Source organism: Pseudomonas sp. 91RF (assembly GCF_003576265.1).
GTDB classification, from domain to species: Bacteria; Pseudomonadota; Gammaproteobacteria; order Pseudomonadales; family Pseudomonadaceae; genus Aquipseudomonas; species Aquipseudomonas kribbensis.
On the sequence record NZ_QWFC01000020.1, the window covers coordinates 80,010 to 98,739 of the forward strand.

The following is an 18,730-nucleotide window of genomic DNA, read 5'->3' on the forward strand; positions in this document are numbered from 1 at the left end:
CGACTTGCTTGAGCTCCGGCAAATTGAAGATCGATATCCAGGCCAAAACCGCCCGGGATCTGGCCTGTCCCGATCCCGCGCGCTGGTGATGGCTTGACTGTTCAAGCCGCGACCGGAATCGGGTTGATCGCTTGTTGCTTCCAGGCTTTCGGTGACATGCCTTCAGCTTTGGCGAATGTACGGCTGAAGTGAGCTTGATCGCAGAAGCCGCATTCCAGTGCGATCTCTGTGAGCAGCATCGTGGAGCCTTTCATCAGTTCTCTGCTTTTCATGACTCGCTGCTCACGCAGCCATTGCTGCGGGGACATCCGGGTGCTTTCCTTGAACAGACGGGAGAAGTGACTGCGCGACAATGCGCAGGCTTCGGCCAGTTCAGTCACGGTAATGCCGGTATCCAGCCTGTCGAGCATCAGTTTTTGGGCAGTCCTTATCTGCCAGGGTTTGAGCTGTCCCGTCGAAGTCAGGGTGAGCGTCGCCAGCACGGTAGATTTATCCATGTTCATACACATCCGGAAGTTCAGGTAACAGGATGCGCGCGGCTGACTCGACTCAGTCGACAGCGCACCCTTTGCAAGTCTGGACAGCCCCTGGGCAAGGGCCGGCGATGGCTCAGACAGACGCGGCGACAGGCGCCAGGGAGGGGCCATGCTGAACGCGCTCAGGCGCCTTGTGCACCATGGTGTAGGCGTAGTCGACGCCCATGCCGTAGGCACCGGAATGTTCCCTGACCAGTTCCATCACGGCGTCGTAGGTGGCGCGGTTCTTCCAGTCCCGTTGCCATTCCAGCAGCACCTGCTGCCAGGTCACCGGTACGACACCGGCCTGGATCATGCGCTGCATGGCGTAATCGTGGGCCTCTTTGGTGGTGCCGCCGGAGGCGTCTGCGACCATATAGATTTCATAGCCGGCATCGTTCATTGCCGACAGGGCGAAGGTGGCATTGCACACCTCGGTCCACAGACCGGAGACGATGATCTTGTTGCGACCATTTTTCTTGAGTGCGTCGCGTACCTTCTGATCGTCCCAGGAGTTCATGGAGGTGCGCTCCAGCAGCGGGGCGTCCGGAAACACGGCGAGTAGTTCGGGATAGGTGTGACCCGAGAAGCTTTCTGTCTCAACCGTGGTGAGGGTGGTGGGGACATTGAAAATCTTCGCTGCCTTGGCCAGGGCAACGGTGTTGTTCTTGAGCGTTTGCCGGTCGATGCTCTGCACGCCGAAGGCCATCTGTGGCTGGTGGTCGATGAAGATCAGTTGGCTGTTCAGTGGAGTCAGGACTTCAGTTTTAGGATTGTTCATTCTTGTTTCCTTTCGGCTCTATGTTGTTCAGTCGCACAAGTACATTCCTCAGCGTCATTGCTGAGGGCGAGCAAAAGATAACGAAACAAAATGTTTAATGGTGGCGCACGTTTGCGCTCCTGAGGGCTCATTTTTGCGCCATCGAATGCGTGCTAGCGCTGCTAGCATTCGCCCACACATACGGATCAGACCGATCCCTCATGAGCTGGAGAATGCAATGGCAGCTACACAACCGTTCAACAAGCAGACCGCCTACTGGGGCGTTCCCTGGGAAGAGGCCTATGGCTATCCGCAGGCGCGGCGCTCAGGAAACGAGATCTACGTATCAGGCCAATTCAACCACGATGAAGAAGGTAATCTGGTCGCCCCGGCGCCGCTGAATGCCGACGGAAAACCCAGTGATTTCTCTTCGATGGGAGAACAGATGCGGGTCTCTTACGACAACATTTCGAAGCTGCTCGCCTTGTATGGCGCAACGCTGCAAGACGTTGTCGAGGAAACGCTTTACGTGCTGGATATGGATGCTGCGTTCGCGGTCGTCGGCAAAGTGCGCAAGGCTGCCTATGGCACTGAGCGGCCTCAGTGCGCGAGCAATATCATTGGCGTGTCGAGACTTGCCCAGCGTCCGCAACTGATCGAGATCGCATGCAAGGCGGTGATTGGCGCGCGAAACATCTGAGCTGCACTCCCGGTTTCTATTTAGATGACCGGGAGTATCGACTGCCCTTCGACCAAGGGTTTCTGACTGGCCACGGCAGCCGCGCAGAAGGTCATGAATGCCTTGACCCGCCACGATTTTCGAATGTCCTGGTGAGTCAGCAGCCACAATTCATCCTGAAGCTCTGGCACCACTGGCCCGGCACGTACCAGGCCTGGAGTGATGTCGCCCAGCATGCAGGGAAGGAATCCATATCCCAGGCCCGCCGCGATGGCCACGCTTGCCGCTGCAACGGAATCGGTGCGGTACGCGATGCGCTCGGCAGCGACTCTGCTTTCGACATAACGGGTTGCCCTCAGCCCGCAGAGCGCTGCGGAGTAGGACACCCATGCCTGGCCCTCTTCGAAAAGGGGCGAGTCAGTCATCTGCCTGGCAGAGCAGTAAGGTGCCCAGGCAATGTTTGCCAGTTTGCGGCCCACCAGGCTTTCCGCGGGTTTTCTCGTCGCTCGAATGGCGATATCCGATTCATCCCGGGCGAGGCTGAGGGTTTCATTGCCCACCAGCACCTCGATGGTGATTCCTTCATTCAGAGCCTTGAAGTCCGCGATGATGGGAGTGAAGAAGTACAGCAGCAGCGAGTCGCTGGTGGTAATTCGAAGCTTTCCGAGGGGGCCCTGACCTGAACGTGAAACACGCCGCGTGACACTGACGATGTCCAGCTCCACACGCTCGGCGAGTGCGCGCAGTTCAGCACCTTCGGCGGTGAGCAGATAACCGGATTTGCGGTGATCGAACAGCGCGACACCGAGCGTGCGCTCAACTTGAGTAATCCGGCGCGAAACGGTGGATACATTGATGCCAAGCTTTTTGGCCGTAGCCGAACGATTGCCGCAATCACTGAGCGTCTTGATGATGCGCAAGTCGTCCCACGAGAGCTGGCTGGCAGCCTCGCCTGCGTCCCACTTTTTCCCGTCAGGGGGAGTCAGAGCCTTTTCAGTTGGCGATTTCACACAGTTCGTTCCGGATGCGAGGGCGGTGATGATACGAGAAGAGGTGGGGGTGAAGCAGCCGTATTGTTCCGGTGATTACTTGAAAACGGGTATTCCGCTGGCTGCGGTGGGCCTGATAGCCCGATCGGTTTGACCGTCAGGGTTGGGCTTACTACGCTGCTGTTCATGGAAGTGTCATCTCGCACGACAAGGAGTGTCGGTTATGCGTGCAGCCGTTCGTTCGCCTTTTATCCTGAGCCTGTTTCTGCCTCTGGCATTCAGCGCCGTGGCGGCCCAGCCACCGCTTGATCCGCTGGAAACCCTGAACCGCATCAACCGCAACTACAACACCCTCAAAGACTCCTGCCAGGAGCCCGACACCGGCGCCGCTCGCGGGCATTACTACTGCAGCGGCGTGACCCTGCGCATGGTCAACGACGGGCCGTTCAACCCGTGGGACTACAGCCCTTACGCGATCAAGATCGGCGCGACGTCCTACTCGTGGATTCGCAAGGATCTGAGCACGCGGATCCTCATTCACCCGGCCGGGTTGATCCTGCGCACACCTACCGATGCGGCGGCGTTGAAGCTGCCGGTCAAGGAACAAGGCTTCACTTGCATCTACGCTTTCGATGGCGGCACCGGGCCGGAACGCAAGTGGTATGGCTGCGGCTTTTTCGACAGCCGCGAACCGCCGCGCGCCGCCCAACCACCGATGAACAACAGGAACGCCGCACTGGCCTACGGAACCTGCGCAGAAGCGGGCGTGAGCACCGCCGAGCAGTGGACAAGCAAATACACCGGGCTGATGAAAGGGCCGATCCAGTACAGCCAGTGTTCCTGGAATGCGGAAAAACCCAGCGACTGGAACGCGATGATCCGCGTCCACGAATCGCGGGTGAACACCACCAACAAAGACCCCTTCGCCTTCAGTGCGCAGGTCAACGAATTCATGTTGAAGAACGCGTCGGCCACCAACGACGGCAGCGAAAACATGAAGTACATCGATGCCTTCATCTACAACGTCAACAGCACGCAGAACTTCGCCACGCGCGGCGATCAGGCGCCACCCAAACCGGAAAACGGCCTGAACAGTGCACGCAATTTCCAGAAGAAACTCCAGGCTCAGGGTTACAGCGTGCCGATCCTGCGGCTGGATTTCACCAAGCCGCCGGAGCAGCGTTTCAGCTATGTCGCGGCGGATCAGGCGATCGATCTGTCGGTTGCCGGCAATGGCCAGCCCGCTCCTATGACCTCTCGCTACATTGCGTCGGCCAATTGGGTCGAACGCCACGATCCCGGTACCGGCAAAAACGAATGGACGCTCAACGTCACGCCCACCGCTCAGGGCAAGGCGATTCAGGCCAGCGATCAGGAAGCGTTGTACAAGGAACTGTTTTCCCTGCGCGGTGCCGACAGCCAGTGGCGCGACAACGAAAAATCCCCCGGCAGCATGCGTCAGCAACTCAGTTGTCTGGTGCAGAACTACCCGGGCAAAACCGAGTGGAACCTGGAACCGTTCCGCCCAGTGGTCACTGCTCAGGAAGCCGCCAAGGCCGGATGCAACCCGCTACCGGCCAAGACGCCGCAGTACATTGCATCCGCCGACTGGGTCAAACGCTACGACCCGGGCACCCGTCAGGACGAGTGGACCTTGAGCGTCGTGCCGACCGCCGCCGGGCGCGCCTTGCCCAACGAGCAGATCGATGCCTTGTACCAGCAGTTGTTCGCCCTCAGAGGTGCTGATGACAACTGGCGCAGCAACGAGAAATCCGCCGGCAGCATGCGCCAGCAATTGAACTGCGTGCTGGTGAATTACCGCGCCAAGACGCCGTGGAATCTTGAACCCTTCCGGCCTGCGCTTTCGGACGCCGAGACCCGGGCGGCGGGGTGCAATCCGGTGGCGCGTTAACTCAGTTTCAAACAAAGAAGTCGAGCAGAACAATCAGGGAGAAACACGTCATGAAAGAACGCTGGAACAGGATCGTCCCGCTGCTTGCGTTGCCGTTGTTACTGCAGGCGACTTCGGCCAGTGCCGAATCGTGCGCAGACACGCTCAAACGCGTTGAAACCTTATACAACAACACCACCGCCAGTTGCGGCAAAGACCCGGCATCGGACTGTTCGGGTTTGCTGATTCGTGGCACTCATCGCGCTGATCCGGCCAAAGGGCAGAAGTGGGATGTCTGGAACCCCAGCCCCAAAGCGGTAGAACTGGGCACGTTCGCCGCGTCCTACATGCGGGCCGATGGCATCAGCTATGAAGACCCCGGCATGAGCACCCAGAACGGTTACATCATCACCCCGGTCGACATGGTGCGCGACCCGGAAACTCCGGTGCACGTCTATTGCGCGTTTCCCAACGATGCCTGGACCGACTTTCGCGACGACCGTGGTTGCGGCAACAACAGGAACACCAGCCAGACCGAAGCGGTCTGCCAGTCCATGGCCCCGCCGATCACCAACGTCAATGCCTGGGTCGCGCACTTCACCAAGTTCAACAACAACCGCCAGCAAGACCAGTTGCAATGCGGTTTCAACATGCGCAACCCGATGAGCAGCCAGGATCGGGTCAACGCCTTCCAGAACTTCATGGGCGCCCGGCGCGTCATCAACACCCGTGAATTCCAGACCCAGACCGAACTGCGTCTGGGCAATCCGAAGACCGATGAGCTGCCGATCCTGGCCTTTTTCTACAGCGACTCACGGGGCCTGAACGACGCCCTGGCCAATCAGCGCGACTACAAAGCCAAGACCGGCAAGGACCGCAACGTCGTCAAGATCGACTTCCCGAAAACCCCCAACGGCAAAGCCACGTTCTCCTGCATCCAGACCGCAGCGCCACCGGCCCAGCAGTTCTGCGACAAGTACATCGAGTCCAGCACCTGGGCCCAGCGCGACGACCCGAAACTCGGACCGAAAACCTGGTCACTGCAAGTCGTGCCGACCGCTTGCGGGCGCGCGATCAAGGATGACCAGACCGACCGGATGTTTGCCGAGCTGTACAACAAACATAAGGACGACGAGCAATGGCGGATGTACAGCGTCAACGGCGGGTCATTGCGCCGGCAGATGGTTTGTCACCTGGCGGCGACGTTTGATGGCAAGCCTGTGAGGAACAAGCCGGAGTGGAACCTTGAGCCTGCGCGGCCGTATGTGGATCAGGCGACGGCGGTGGCGCAGCGGTGTAATCCATTCTGAGGTTGTTGAAGGGTGGGGTCCGGTCTGCCGATGCCTGAGGTATCGGGAGACCGGATTTTCAAGACAGGGCTTCTTGTGGTGCAACGCCCTTCAACCGATAAACGTCGGACCACCCACTCAGATATGCAACCAGGCCAGCGAACCCAGCATGACCCCCAAACCCGCCGCCCCAAACGAGACGCGTCTGAGCCATTCCTTACGCGTCAACAGGGTGATGGCCGCCAGTGAAATGGCGATTTGAATCGCGGTCATGGCCTGGGCCCAGCGGTGATGCTGGTGCAGGAGCTGCTCTGACTTCTCGTCCCACTCTCGCGCCTGCAGCTCAAGTGTTTCCGCCTTTTTGCGGGCTTCGTCTTTCTGCTCCGCATAGCGCCGCGCCTCGGCAACGTAATGAGCGGAATCCAGCCCCGGAAGATGGCTGGCCAGCTCCGACAGGTTCTGCCGACTGGACTTGGCCTGATAATAACTCCACTCGTTGGCGGCTTCGGTCTTCTGGATGGCGGCGTTGTTTTTGTCCATGGCCGCCTCACTTTCCGTCGAACCGGCCTGATAGCTCATCAGGGCGCCGACCGTCGCCATGATCGCCGTCATGACTGCAATCTTGCTGGCAAAGCGATCGCCTTTTGCGTGAGCATGATGGGTGGTGTGTTCAACGTGTTGCTCGTGAGGACTGGGGACTTCGAACTCTTCAGGCATGACGGTCGGACTTGGGTTGATGGAGGAATTTGCGCGGATTATGCAGGGTGGCCGATTTTTTAGACACAGGGGACTGGCAGTGTCTGGATGAAAGCGGACGAGCTGATTGACGTATTCCCGTCGGACTGCGAAACAGTCTCTTTTGTCAGACATTAAACACGAAACACGTGGTCTGTTTATGAGGTGCGCCTCGTCACATCCCGATGCCCACAACGCCTTGCGCCACGCCCTACACCTAAGACAGAATCCGCCGGCTTGTGCGTCTGGGGCTCCATCCGTAACTTGATTCCCGTCACTGCTCATCAGTGATCGGGTCTGCAAGCCCGCCGGAAAAACCAGTCGCTCAGCCCTGCCAAAAGGACGCTCGTTTGTGTCCGCTCAATGGCGGCTTTGTGCGGGAGACCCTCGGGTCTGCCGGGTGCCTGGTTTCCCGGTCTTGCAGACCCGCACTTGGCTGCCACCCATCATCTGCAAGTGATGCTGGTAGCTCCTAATCAAAATCAGGAGTTTCACCATGATCAAACCAACACCGAATCCACCAGAAACCGATCCTGTCTCACCCTACAAATTCCCCGATTCCAGAACCTTGAACGAAGCCGCCGAACGCGCCCTCGACCATTACCTGACCCCGCAACAACGCATCATGGGCAGTCACACTACACACGACCCCATGTTTCTGGCCAACCCCGCCTACAACAGCGAATCGCTGTTGGCCAACGCCAGCGAATCCCTCGATTCCGCCAGCGAAATGCTCAGCAACTTCGCCGCCATCCTTGAGCCTGCACATCGCAGGACTGCTCTGGGCATCGCGCAAGTGGTCATGGTCGCGGGGTTGGCCGTGAATGAGGCGCTGGATAAGGTAGAACTGAAAGCGTAGAGGCCGCCCTCAAGTAAAAGGGAGCAGATCCATTACCTGAATCTGCTCCCTTTTTTTGTTCGATGAGCTCAGCCGTTTGCGCCGGCTCGCTTTTCCGCCGTCACGATGCAAGCCTTGTAGAAATTGGTATGGAAATCGCTGATCGCTTTCTGCTGCAAGCTCTCGCTTGAGTACTGCGGAATCGCGTACGCCTCGCGAATCAGCGCCTTGAACAACTCACCCACATACTCGCTCTGCTTGCCTGCCGCTTCGGCCAGTTCCCACACCGAATCCATGGGCGCGCCTTGCTGCCTGCTTTTCATGACCTGTTTGGCCGAGTTTTCTATTCGCTGGCACTCTTCGAGCTCTTCCTGCGGCACAGGAGAGGCAAGAGCGGAAAGACTGATGGTGAAGGTTATCGCTGCTGCAGCAAGAGATCGTTTGTGCACGAGGTGTCGTCCGTGATTTTGAGGCTGAACCTTATCATTCGGGGCGTGGCGCCACCATTGCAGGAAGCCAAGCGCTGGCACAGGGCCACGCCTTGCGTCACCTCGCTTCGACTGTCACCCTCCAGCCCGTTCTCAAAGGATCAGAACAAGGAATCAAGGATTGAGTGGCTACATTCCCAACCCGCCTAAAAACTATCGCAACACAGGCACCAAACCCGTCGATATCCATGCCCAGCGTTGGGCTGAGTATGAGAAACATGGGAAAGAGCCTGCGCGTGCGCCTGAAAAAATCGGCATAGCCCTGCGGATCGGAGTGTTCTTCGATGGTACGGGGAACAATGCCAACAACGCTGCGGCCGGACTTCTGTGCGGCGCTCATCATCCGATTGCGGCTAAAGATATCGATGCCAGTTGCAAGCCGTATATGAGTGATCCGGATAGTAGTTATGGCAATGATGTCAGCAACATCAAGAAGCTCAGTGATCTATATGACACTCCTGAGGCAGCTGAAGGCGAGGGGGCGCGAAAACGTGCTTTTCGCATGGTGTATGTTGAAGGTATCGGTACCCGTTCAGGTCAAGAAGACAGCACTTTGGGAGCAGGAACCGGGCGCGGCGAAACAGGTGTTGCGGGGCGGGTTCAATCTTCGTTTGTATTGATCAAGCAGCGTATCAAGGAAGCGCTGGACGAGAATCCGGGTAGTGAAATTGTCTCCCTGACGTTCGACACTTTCGGCTTCAGTCGCGGTGCGGCAGCCGCTCGGCACTTTGCAAATGAGGTCGTCCGGGGCAAACAAGGTCCATTGGGAGAAATCCTTCGCAGCAATGCTGATGCCTTCAGTTCGACTTTCAGCGATCAATATAAAAGCGATATCAATATGGGCTTCATAGGGCTGTTCGATACCGTTCCTTCGATTGCTGGCTGGTCCAATCTGGGCGACATCAAAAGCCCGATTGCGACAGGTATCAAGCTCTACCTGGATCGACGCTATTTCACCGATGTCGTCCAGTTGGTTGCGCGTGATGAATGCAGGGGGAACTTTGCCCTCAGTCGAGTAACACCAGATCACCAGGAGATTGTGTTGCCCGGCGTGCATTCTGATATTGGTGGGGGATACCTTGAGGAAGCTGAAGAATGTGTACTTGTCAGCCCCATGCAAATGCTTGAGGTGTCGCTTAATACTGATGTCGTCAGCACTTCGATTTATCAGGATGCGGTAACGGTCAAAAATCAGTGGCTTGCTAATGGCTGGCCTTCTGAAATGCTGGAAATCGTAACGCCACCTGCACTTGTGATGCCCAATAGCCCGCTGGACCGATTGAGCCCTCGCGCCAAGCGTGTCTACGCCGCCGTTCAGCTCAAACGCACAGTGAGTGGAATGCTATCGAGAGTGTGCCTGCGCGTGATGCATCAGCAGGCGAAAGCCAAAGGTGTTCGCTTCAACGACATTCCTGAGACACCCGACTTTTCCATTCCCGCAGAGCTTCAAGCGTTGTCTGATCGTTTTGTCTCTGGCGACTACAGCACGACCCCGCAAGAGGAGCAAATCCTCAAGTTCAAGTACATTCATACTTCGGCCAACTGGAACCACCCGCTCGGCCGAAGGGATGGAAGTGGCGTAAAAGCGGTTTACATCAACGCTCCCACGTCAGATGCAATTCGCGTAAAACACCCGCACGTACCTGATTGGACGCTTTGGTAATGAAGCTACTTGTAACCCTGCTGTGCACTTTGCTCGCTGCCGGTTGTTCTGCAGACCCGCTTTCAGCGAAGAACGATCCAAAATCTCCTTGGTGGGAGTTGGGTTTCACTGAACCTCGCTACATGAAGGTTTGGGTGGAAGACACTTCGGTGGAAGACATCAAAGGAAGAACGTTCCTGCACACAGGCGCTGGATCGGCGTCGGGCGGGCAACCAGAGGATGGCACAGAGTCCGCCAAAGGTTGGCACGGCGTAGGTAGTTCTGCGAAAGCAGTGGTAGGCGCGGATCTTCCCAAACGAATCTTCGTTCGCTGGCAATCTATCGTAGAGCCACAAACCTATCGTGTTTGGGTGGATATACCCGAGGAAGCCAGGCAACTGATGCTGACGTCGGTCAACCAGAGATGCGCGAAAACGCCGGAGCAAACGGCTACCTATATATCTTCGGTTTATCTGGGGTTGGCGCCGGGCGGAGTTGTGCAAGTGTGGGTTAGAGACTCTTGTCATCACCCGGTCAAAGTGGCTAGGGCCCAAGCTGAGGTTGAGCCGTTGGGGCCAAGTCAAGGCAAGAATCAAGGGCGTTACGCCTATCCAGTCAATGAAAAAGCTAAACGCTATATTGAGGAATTTGGTATTCCATATGGCAGTTGGTAATTCTTCGAAGTTGGGAAGGGATGAGGCGAGTAAAGAGTGTGGGTGCTTAAAGAAAACTGTCCCCGTTCTTTGAATAAATCGCTTTATGATGCGACTCCTCTATGGAGTCCGAATGCGGAATGCTGTTTTGAAAATAGTGAAATCTACTCGCTTTGATGATGTCGACCATGAACTCGGATATGAATACCGTGGTTATAACTACGACATGCAGAGCGGAGATGATGTGTTTCTGGTTAGGGTTTACGATGACGAGCCCGGACAGGCAACGGTAGTGCGTCCGACTTCAATGTCTAAAAACGAAAACCTTGGAAAGCTTGTCGAGTTCTTACGATCCGAACTGGGAGTGTGCAGGGTCTTGCTTTACAAGGAGGATGCTGGAGGATACGCCGAGATTGATCTTGATGGTTTGACATTTTATTCCTCCTGAAGCCGGCCTCGTAGTAGGAAGAAAGCAGATCTGCTTCTCGAAAATAAATCTGTCCCATTATGTGTTTTTGTTGAACATGTCATACACCCATTTAGCCAGCTCTTCTGGTGATGTTGTCTCTTTTCTCAATACTTCATAACCGCGATCTCGTGCAACGATAGCCAGCTTTCCTGAGTCGGAAATTTCAATATATGGCCCGCCAAACTCATCGACTTCAGTGGTCAGGGGGAAGCTGTTGTACGGGTTTCTCTGTTCAATCGCATATTTAAAAAAGCAATCGATTATTTGTTTTAGCTTTATGGCCAGGTCCTCTTGTTATTTTTCCGAGAGCAGCGTCAGAGAGAATCTTTCAGTCCGTCAGCAATTGATGTCAACCGCAGTACTTCCCAACCGCTCCCCATTAACCATCACATGCACCGCATGCTCCCCCGCATAGTGCTTGCGCGTGGTGAAATCCTTGATTACTTGCCTGCGGGCCACCACCTCGCTCCCCAACCCCGCCAACTCCAATGTCTTCAACTTGAAAACCTTGGCCGAAGTCCCGCCATTCGCCTTCACATAGTCAATCGCATAATCAATCACCAACCGCTGTTCCACCGGCGCAAACGACCGCACGGTGAATGACAAAGTGATCGTGTCCCCAAGCCGCACAACCGCCGGTTCGACCTTCACATCGAGCAACTCAACCTCAGCCTTGGCCCCCGCACCAATAACAGTGAGCGCCCGCACATCCCCCTGTTTGATCAAGTTCCGCAACGCATGCTTCGCAATCCACGCGGTGTGTTTGTTCTCCAGTGCCCATCCCTCAATCGTATCCAGCACCCATTCCGGGTGTTCCTTGGTTACGTCATTCAAATGATTCGCCACGGACTTGCGCACGTACAAACTCTCATCCGCCTTCAACCGGTCAAGAATCCCGGCGGCCAATTGCGGATTTGCCTGCACTGGTTCCAGGCGAAACGACCATGGCAGGCGAGGGCGGCTGCCTTCGCTGGCGAGGCGGCGGACGTGGTGGTTTTCGTCTCGGGTCCAGTCGTGCATCCGTTCCAGCGAGCGTTCCAGGTCGCTGCGCAGGAAGTGGCGGATGGCGAATTCGGAGGAGCCGAAGGTGGTGAAGTACTTCAGGGCTTCCATCGAAGTGTCGAATGCGTGCGCGCCGTAGCTCGCGACGTAGTGCGGCAGGCTCATGCTGACGAAGCCGCTGTTCAGGCGTGGAGCAAGTTCGCGCAGTACGGCGAGGGAATCGGCGTAGTCCAGAGGCAGCACGGCGTGCAGGCTTTCGCTGACGCGGGCCATGCGTTGCATCACCGAAAGGTCGGCGAGGCCGTCCTTGGCGTGCTTGAGAAAGGCCTTGGCCTTGAACGCCGGGTACACGGCGCTCATTTCTGTGGCGATGTGTTGCAGGCGTTCAGCGTTGAAGATTTCTTTCAGGGCCGGGGCGGCGGTTTCGGTTGTGCTCATGGTCAGTTCATCGGGGTGCTGATGAACGCCTGGAGGCCTTCGGCGTAGGCGGTGTATCGGGCGATGTGCGAGAAGCGTTCGGCGTCGATCTGATCGGGAACGACGAGGTCGGTGAAGCTCCAGGCGATGGCGAGGGTGATGCCGTCCTGCTGGAGGATGCCGTCGGTGGGCAATGGATGTTTTTGCAGTTCGTGTTCGAGGGCGGTGAAGGCGGCAGCGAGTTGGCCTTCGACGCGTTCGACCCATGGCTGATATTGAATGTCGGCCGGGCGAAGGTTGCGTTCGTAATAGAGCTGCACGGCTTTTTCGCAGGCGGCGAGGCCGAGGCCGATCAGACGCAGGGCTTTTACCCGTTGCGACAGGTCGGTGGGCAGCAGGGTCTTGCCGGACAGGGCTTCGAGGTAGTCGAGGATCAATGTCGAGTCGATCAGCACTTCACCGTCATCGAGGACCAGGGTCGGCGCCTTGACCACCGGGTTGATCTGCTGGAAACGCTCGAAATGGCGAAACACCGACACCGGGTCGTGTTCCAGTTCGATCCCGAGGCACCTGGCGGAGATCGCCACGCGGCGCACGTAAGGGGAGTCCAGCATGCCGATCAGTTTCATGACGCGTTCCTTCAAGTCAAACCGGGGAGAGGGCATAACGTAGCTGAGGTTGGGGAGATTGTCAGTCCCGAGAGCGGGCTGGTTTTGCCGTCGGTGATTGTAAAGAAATGCGACAAAGCGCCGCTCGTCCGCCGTTTGTCTTCTATATACAGCCGCTCGACTGAATTTCTTGCTATAAACGCACTCCGATGAGCGCCGTGGGGCCTGTGTCAGAGCACTTTCCGGGCTTTGTCGGACAAATTCCCTGTATTTACAGTTGCTGAGGCCTCAAACGGGCCTTAGACTGCCGCCCCTTCGTAAATTGAGTGCCGGGTGGCGTTTGCAATAAACGATGCCTTTCCGATGACCGCAGGCGGTTCGCCGGAACGCTCCCTAATTCGCCTTAATGCACGTTTTTTTATAGAGATATCAATGACAAAGGACAAGTTGCTGGCCATGCCGGCAGATGACTACATGAATGCCGAGCAACACGCTTTCTTCAGCGAGCTGTTGCAGAACATGAAAGTCGAAACCCACGAGCGCATTGAGCAAAACCGTATTGCCATCGAGAGCCTGGACACCCCGGCTGACCCGGCGGACGCCGCCTCGGTGGAAGAAGAGCGCACCTGGCTGGTAAACGCGATCGATCGCGACCAGCGCATGCTGCCTCAGCTGGAACAAGCCCTTGAGCGTATCAAGGAAGACAGCTTCGGCTGGTGCGACGACAGCGGCGAGCCTATCGGCCTGAAACGCCTGCTGATCAGCCCGACCACCAAGTACTGCATCGAAGCTCAAGAGCGTCATGAGCAGATCGACAAGCACCAGCGTCAGGCCTGATTCCTGAGGCGACCCCTTCAATGCGGGTCGTCGCGAAAAGATCGCAGCCTTCTGCAGCTTTTGTTTAAAGCGGCAGAAGGCTGCGATCTTTGCTTTTTCTCGTCTGCCGCAAATCCCCGCACCGTTCCATTGACCTGCCACAGACCCACGACTAACGGACCATGGATAATGGCCTTGTAGTGGCGTTTAATGCAGTCACAACAATGAGAACAAGCGTGGGGTAACAAAATGACGAGAGATGGATCTCTGGTTGCGGCTCTGCCTGCACCAGTTGTTTTGCCGAAGAATCGCTGGCTGTCGCCGACCCTGCAAAGCATCGCCCTGATGCTGTTGCTGGCCGGGATGACGTTCGGCGAATGGCCGTTATTCGTGGGCATGCCGCTGGCGGTGCTGATTGTCTGGCTGCCGCGCCTGCGCTCCCGTGCTGTCCCCGATGCGCAGCCGGTCGATAGCAGCAACGCGATGTCCGAGCTGACTCGCGACCTTTCCTACACAACCAGTCATAACGCGCTGTCAGCCGCCGGCGTGGCGTTTTCCGTCAAGGAACTGGCCGGCAAGTTGCAGTCGCAACTCGATGCTGCCGCGCAGATCGTCAACAACGCCGAAGTGATGATCGCCACGGAACAAGCCACTTCCCAACTCAGCCGCGAAGCGTTGGGCGCTGCGAGCGAAGCTCATCACAGCAGTGCAGCGGGACGAACCGAACTGGTCGATTCCATTTCGCGCATGCATCAACTCAGTCAACGCGCCAATGCCAGTCGTGAACTGATCGAAGCCTTGAGCGAGCGCAGCGACGACATTCAGCGCGTGACCCTGGTGATTCAGTCCATCGCCAGCCAGACCAATCTTCTCGCGTTGAACGCAGCGATTGAAGCGGCCCGGGCCGGGGAGCACGGTCGCGGTTTTGCGGTGGTGGCAGATGAGGTGCGCGGTCTCGCCGCTCGGACGGCGACGGCCACCGGTGAAGTGGGCGAAATGGTCGCCGACATTCAGCAGCGTACGGCGCAGGTAGTGGAGCAGATTCGCCAGCTCTCCGATGATTTGCACACCGGTGTCGAGCAGGTCGAACATACCGGTCAGCACCTGGAAAACATCGCGCGGCTGGCGGCCGGAGTTGAAAACCAGGTCGGCGAAATCGCCCGGGGCGCCGAAACCAATCGCGAACAGCTCGACAGTCTGTTCACCGCCATCGAGCAAATGCGCAGCGATCTGGCGATCAGCGACCAACAGACCCGGCGCCTGGCCGAAGCAGCGGTGCAGATGGAAGGGCAGGCGGAAACCATCAGCGAGCGCCTGGCCGAGGTCGGACTGGATGACTATCACCAGCGCATCTACGACCTGGCTCGCGAAGGTGCGAGTCAGATTGCTGCGCGTTTCGAGGCTGATGTCGAGCAGGGCCGTATCAGCCTCGAAGACTTGTTCGACCGCCATTATCAGCCGATCCCGAACACTCAGCCTGCCAAGTTCCAGACCCGTTTCGACCGCTACACCGATCAGGTGCTGCCAGCGATTCAGGAACCCTTGCTGCCGCGCCACGAAGGTCTGGTGTTCGCCATCGCCTGTACGCAGCAGGGTTATGTGCCGACCCACAATCAGGCGTTCAGCCAGGCGCTGACCGGCGATGTGCAGGCCGATACCGTGCACAACCGCACCAAGCGCAAGTTCGCCGACCGCACCGGCATTCGCTGTGGCAGCCATCAGCAACCGGTGCTGTTGCAGACCTACACCCGCGATACCGGCGAGCTGATGCACGACCTGTCGGTGCCGATCATGGTCAAGGGGCGGCACTGGGGCGGGCTGCGCCTGGGGTACAAACCCGAGAACCCGCGCTGAGGCATTGTTGCCGGAATTGCAAAGAAGCTGTGCACGCGCATTGCTGTTTTCCCTTGATCCAAATCATTAACATGCCTGCATAGTTAGGTAGCTAATGAAGTTGGGAGGTCAGCATGCAATGCAGAGTCGATGTCGCGGTGATGATCGGCAGCGGTGTTCCGGCCGGGCTGCGTGCGATGGGGCAAAGCGTCTGCTGGGTGGTGTTGCTCAACGGTGAGCGGCGGGGCACGGCGTTCGCCAGTCGCGACGAAGCGGAAGAGTGCAAGGCCGCCTGGCTCGCGCAACTGGGCGACGAGCCCGGAGACAGCGTGCATTGATCGAATTTATTTGCCTCTGTGCAGGCGTACGTTGAGCTCGTCAACCATCACGGCTTCCTCGCCATCGGCACGCAACCACTCCTTGAGCAATTGGGCCTGCTGCGGGCTCCAGAAATCGGCGTCGATCAGTTTGGTGTCGGCATCCAGCGGATGGGCTTCGATGAAATCGTCTATCGCCATTTCCTCCGAAGGCAGCCCTAATTGATCGAACAGGGTTGTCAGATTGTAGGCAGGCAGTTCCATGGTGTGCTCCTTGGCTGGTGGGGTGGTCGATCACTCTCTTTATCTGAGGGGGACGTTGCTCAGGAGTTCGATTCGTGATTCCAGCGAACGCGCAAGTGCGCAGGCGGCATTGTGATTTTCACGGAAACCTCTTACGCGGCCGGTCGACTTTTCCCTGATATGAAAAAAGGCATTACCGGCCGGAATCACTTGAAACCGTGGTTCCCGGCCACATGGCTCTGCTGCGGCGTCAGTGCCAAGGCCTGGGGCATTCAAGACAAAGGGTTGTTCGTAAGCCACGGCAAAATGCGTCAAAGTGCACATATGAAGTCCTTTTCATGGATTGACCCGCATTTACAGACGGTTGCGGGTAGTCGCGAGCATCGTCGCTGCTCTAGAATCGCCAACACCTGTTGACGGCATGGCGTTATCTAAAGCAATTTTTTGCGTGCGATATGTCGGAAAAGTGCTTTTCTTGGTGAGTATTTTCCCTAAAGTTTGTAGTCAGTTTTCTCTGGCAAACCGTGAAGCTTTTTCCTTCAACATTTGGAGAACGTCTTTGCAGGTTTCGCGAGCGCCATTCCAGTAGTCTTGTGAACCTCGCGCTGAACAAGCACTTTGCCCGTTCAGGCTTTTATTCGAGTCATTGCGCAACACCGTCGGCCTGGCCGTTTTCAACGTCGTGCGCGTTTTTCGCGCGTGGCACTCTTTCAAGTGTGGGGATGTTTCTTTGGCAGTCAGTAACCTCGATATGCATGCTTTGTTCGTGCTGGGTGATTTGCGGGCAAAGCTGGTCAAACAGTTTCAATCGCGTTTTGTTTACATCACCGAGCAAAACGCTGAAGGCATTTACGTTGCCGAAATCGACACCGAAAGCGCATTGGTGGTCGATGACAAGCCCGGCCTCAAGCTCAAGGTCGGCGATCACTTCAGCGCTTCGGTACTGCCCAGCCGTGAAGGCGGCAAGATGGACATCCGTTTTCGCGAGATCAAGATGACCGTGTACGGACTGGGCGACTATGCCTTCGTCAGCACGGCCGACGGTCACGCCATCGTGTTCAAGGAAGGCCACAGCGCAGTCACTGTGTTCGCCGCCAATGAGCAATTGCAGGAAGGCCTGACCAAGACCCTGAAAGCCGTCACCGCCAAAGCCGCCAAATGGCGCAAGGGCGAGCTGGTGACCTTCAAGGCCAGCGAGTGACAGTGGTGAGTCGCGCCGATTTCCATTTGCAAAACCTCGACAGCGCTCGCGATGAAGCCAGGCGCCTGTTCGATGCGAAAGCCGAATTGAAGGGCGCCTGGCTTGGTTGGGTCGCCTCTCAGATCTACGCTTTGCAGCCTGCGGAATACGCCAGCATGGTCAGACGCGAGCTTCAACGCTTGCAGGAAATGTCTGAAAAGTAGCCTCGTCCGTTTCATGCCCCTGAAAAAGCAGGAACCTCGTCTACAGTCAGTTGACTGAGTATTCAGAGGCTTGTGGTCTTCTGTCAGGCCATCCTGCTATTGCTGTGAACAGCACGAGGTGCAAAGCATGAACGGATTTCGACGGTTGCTGGCCGCTGGGCTGGCCACAATGGGCTTGATGGCTGCGGTGCCGGCGGCCAATGCGGCACAGACCCCTATCCACTTCGCCGACCTGAACTGGGAAAGCGGCAGCCTGATCACCGATGTCCTGCGGATCATCGTCGAGAAGGGCTATGGCCTGCCGACGGATACGTTGCCGGGCACCACCATCACCCTGGAAACCGCGCTCGCCAACAATGACATTCAGGTGATCGGCGAGGAGTGGGCCGGGCGCAGTCCGGTGTGGGTCAAGGCCGAGGCTGAAGGCAAGGTTGCCAGCCTGGGCGATACGGTCAAGGGTGCCACCGAAGGCTGGTGGGTGCCGGAATACGTGATCAAGGGCGATGCCGCCAAAGGCATCAAGCCGCTGGCGCCAGACCTGCGCAGTGTCAGTGACCTGAAGAAGTACAAGGACGTGTTCAAAGACCCGGAAACCCCGAGCAAGGGTCGGTTCCTCAATAGCCCGATCGGCTGGACCTCGGAAGTGGTGAACAAGCAGAAGCTCACGGCGTACGGGCTGCAGGATGACTTCACCAATTTCCGTAGCGGCTCCGGTGCGGCGCTGGATGCCGAAATCAGTTCGTCGATCCGCCGGGGCAAACCGTTGCTGTTCTATTACTGGTCGCCGACACCGCTGCTCGGCAAGTTCAAACTGGTGCAGCTGGAAGAGCCGCCGTTCGACGCCGAGGCCTGGAAGACCCTGACCGACGCCGATAACCCCAATCCGAAACCGACCCGTTCGCTGGCCTCGAAGCTGTCGATCGGGGTGTCTGCGCCATTCCAGAAGCAATACCCACAGATCGCGGCGTTCTTCAGCAAGGTCGATTTTCCGATCGATGATTTGAACAAGGCACTGGCCGATATGAGCGAGAAACACACTCCGCCACGGGAAGCGGCAGAGGCGTTCATGAAGGCCCATCCGGATGTGTGGCAGGCATGGCTACCGAAGGATGTGGCGGACAAGGTTCAGGCAGGTTTATAGC

The 18,730-nt window shown here is 57.4% G+C and carries 22 protein-coding genes; 13 read left to right on the forward strand and 9 right to left on the reverse strand.

Annotated elements, in window-relative coordinates; all coding sequences use genetic code 11:
* Positions 1-101 precede the first annotated feature (101 nt).
* Positions 102-503, reverse strand: a complete 402-nt coding sequence (locus tag DXT77_RS08660; protein ID WP_119427339.1) for a helix-turn-helix domain-containing protein — start codon at positions 501-503, stop codon at positions 102-104.
* A gap of 106 nt (positions 504-609) precedes the next feature.
* Positions 610-1,296, reverse strand: coding sequence for a hydrolase (locus tag DXT77_RS08665; protein ID WP_085711437.1), 687 nt, complete (start codon positions 1,294-1,296; stop codon positions 610-612).
* 217 nt (positions 1,297-1,513) lie between these two features.
* Here DXT77_RS08665 and DXT77_RS08670 point away from each other — a divergent pair, with 217 nt between their 5' ends.
* Positions 1,514-1,975: a RidA family protein gene (locus DXT77_RS08670; RefSeq protein WP_114883753.1), complete on the forward strand. Its 462-nt coding sequence runs from the start codon at positions 1,514-1,516 to the stop codon at positions 1,973-1,975.
* 20 nt (positions 1,976-1,995) lie between these two features.
* On the opposite strand, the gene DXT77_RS08675 is transcribed toward DXT77_RS08670, so the two are convergent.
* Positions 1,996-2,964: a LysR family transcriptional regulator gene (locus tag DXT77_RS08675; RefSeq protein WP_170931641.1), complete on the reverse strand. Its 969-nt coding sequence runs from the start codon at positions 2,962-2,964 to the stop codon at positions 1,996-1,998.
* Positions 2,965-3,166: 202 nt separating this feature from the next.
* Here DXT77_RS08675 and DXT77_RS08680 point away from each other — a divergent pair, with 202 nt between their 5' ends.
* Positions 3,167-4,855, forward strand: coding sequence for a DUF2599 domain-containing protein (locus DXT77_RS08680; protein ID WP_119427340.1), 1,689 nt, complete (start codon positions 3,167-3,169; stop codon positions 4,853-4,855).
* Positions 4,856-4,905: 50 nt separating this feature from the next.
* The gene (locus DXT77_RS08685) at positions 4,906-6,144 is read left to right on the forward strand and encodes a DUF2599 domain-containing protein (protein ID WP_119427341.1); all 1,239 of its coding nucleotides are present in this window, start codon (positions 4,906-4,908) and stop codon (positions 6,142-6,144) included.
* 117 nt (positions 6,145-6,261) lie between these two features.
* Here the strand turns inward: DXT77_RS08685 and DXT77_RS08690 are convergent, their stop codons facing one another.
* The gene (locus DXT77_RS08690) at positions 6,262-6,840 is read right to left on the reverse strand and encodes a DUF4337 domain-containing protein (protein WP_119427342.1); all 579 of its coding nucleotides are present in this window, start codon (positions 6,838-6,840) and stop codon (positions 6,262-6,264) included.
* 514 nt (positions 6,841-7,354) lie between these two features.
* On the opposite strand from DXT77_RS08690, the gene DXT77_RS08695 reads away from it, so the two are divergent.
* Complete coding sequence (locus DXT77_RS08695) at positions 7,355-7,717, forward strand: DUF6124 family protein (protein WP_119427343.1); 363 nt, start codon at positions 7,355-7,357, stop codon at positions 7,715-7,717.
* A gap of 68 nt (positions 7,718-7,785) precedes the next feature.
* Here the strand turns inward: DXT77_RS08695 and DXT77_RS08700 are convergent, their stop codons facing one another.
* Positions 7,786-8,145, reverse strand: coding sequence for a hypothetical protein (locus DXT77_RS08700; protein WP_119427401.1), 360 nt, complete (start codon positions 8,143-8,145; stop codon positions 7,786-7,788).
* Positions 8,146-8,305: 160 nt separating this feature from the next.
* On the opposite strand from DXT77_RS08700, the gene DXT77_RS08705 reads away from it, so the two are divergent.
* From DXT77_RS08705 to DXT77_RS08715, 3 genes are all read left to right on the forward strand, one after another.
* Entirely contained in the window at positions 8,306-9,847 is a 1,542-nt protein-coding gene (locus DXT77_RS08705; protein WP_119427344.1) for a DUF2235 domain-containing protein, read from the forward strand.
* Positions 9,847-10,500: a DUF2931 family protein gene (locus tag DXT77_RS08710; protein ID WP_119427345.1), complete on the forward strand. Its 654-nt coding sequence runs from the start codon at positions 9,847-9,849 to the stop codon at positions 10,498-10,500. The genes DXT77_RS08705 and DXT77_RS08710 overlap by 1 nt, the downstream gene beginning before the upstream one ends.
* A gap of 112 nt (positions 10,501-10,612) precedes the next feature.
* Positions 10,613-10,927: a hypothetical protein gene (locus DXT77_RS08715; protein ID WP_256662928.1), complete on the forward strand. Its 315-nt coding sequence runs from the start codon at positions 10,613-10,615 to the stop codon at positions 10,925-10,927.
* Between the two features lie 357 nt (positions 10,928-11,284).
* Here the strand turns inward: DXT77_RS08715 and DXT77_RS08725 are convergent, their stop codons facing one another.
* A complete protein-coding gene (locus DXT77_RS08725; RefSeq protein ID WP_119427346.1) occupies positions 11,285-12,388 on the reverse strand; it encodes a DNA alkylation repair protein in 1,104 nt (367 codons plus the stop codon).
* Between the two features lie 2 nt (positions 12,389-12,390).
* The gene (locus DXT77_RS08730; protein ID WP_119427347.1) at positions 12,391-12,996 is read right to left on the reverse strand and encodes a glutathione S-transferase; all 606 of its coding nucleotides are present in this window, start codon (positions 12,994-12,996) and stop codon (positions 12,391-12,393) included.
* 411 nt (positions 12,997-13,407) lie between these two features.
* Here DXT77_RS08730 and DXT77_RS08735 point away from each other — a divergent pair, with 411 nt between their 5' ends.
* The 3 genes from DXT77_RS08735 (at position 13,408) to DXT77_RS08745 (ending at position 15,962) form a co-directional block, all read left to right on the forward strand.
* The gene (locus tag DXT77_RS08735) at positions 13,408-13,812 is read left to right on the forward strand and encodes a TraR/DksA C4-type zinc finger protein (protein WP_007935965.1); all 405 of its coding nucleotides are present in this window, start codon (positions 13,408-13,410) and stop codon (positions 13,810-13,812) included.
* Positions 13,813-14,421: 609 nt separating this feature from the next.
* Entirely contained in the window at positions 14,422-15,645 is a 1,224-nt protein-coding gene (locus tag DXT77_RS08740) for a methyl-accepting chemotaxis protein (protein WP_372238668.1), read from the forward strand.
* A gap of 113 nt (positions 15,646-15,758) precedes the next feature.
* Positions 15,759-15,962 (forward strand): hypothetical protein, encoded by a 204-nt coding sequence (locus DXT77_RS08745; protein ID WP_119427349.1) that lies wholly within the window; start codon positions 15,759-15,761, stop codon positions 15,960-15,962.
* Between the two features lie 6 nt (positions 15,963-15,968).
* On the opposite strand, the gene DXT77_RS08750 is transcribed toward DXT77_RS08745, so the two are convergent.
* Together DXT77_RS08750 and DXT77_RS30075 are read right to left on the reverse strand one after the other, a co-directional pair.
* Positions 15,969-16,205, reverse strand: a complete 237-nt coding sequence (locus DXT77_RS08750; RefSeq protein ID WP_119427350.1) for a DUF2789 family protein — start codon at positions 16,203-16,205, stop codon at positions 15,969-15,971.
* 39 nt (positions 16,206-16,244) lie between these two features.
* Positions 16,245-16,508 (reverse strand): hypothetical protein, encoded by a 264-nt coding sequence (locus DXT77_RS30075; protein WP_119427351.1) that lies wholly within the window; start codon positions 16,506-16,508, stop codon positions 16,245-16,247.
* A 406-nt stretch (positions 16,509-16,914) separates the two neighbouring features.
* Between DXT77_RS30075 and DXT77_RS08760 the strand changes: the two genes are divergently transcribed.
* The 3 genes from DXT77_RS08760 (at position 16,915) to DXT77_RS08770 (ending at position 18,729) form a co-directional block, all read left to right on the forward strand.
* Positions 16,915-17,385 (forward strand): hypothetical protein, encoded by a 471-nt coding sequence (locus DXT77_RS08760; protein ID WP_085711422.1) that lies wholly within the window; start codon positions 16,915-16,917, stop codon positions 17,383-17,385.
* Between the two features lie 5 nt (positions 17,386-17,390).
* Positions 17,391-17,588, forward strand: coding sequence for a hypothetical protein (locus DXT77_RS08765; protein WP_119427404.1), 198 nt, complete (start codon positions 17,391-17,393; stop codon positions 17,586-17,588).
* Between the two features lie 127 nt (positions 17,589-17,715).
* On the forward strand, positions 17,716-18,729 hold the full coding sequence (locus DXT77_RS08770) for an ABC transporter substrate-binding protein (RefSeq protein ID WP_119427352.1): 1,014 nt from the start codon (positions 17,716-17,718) through the stop codon (positions 18,727-18,729).
* Position 18,730 lies beyond the last annotated feature (1 nt).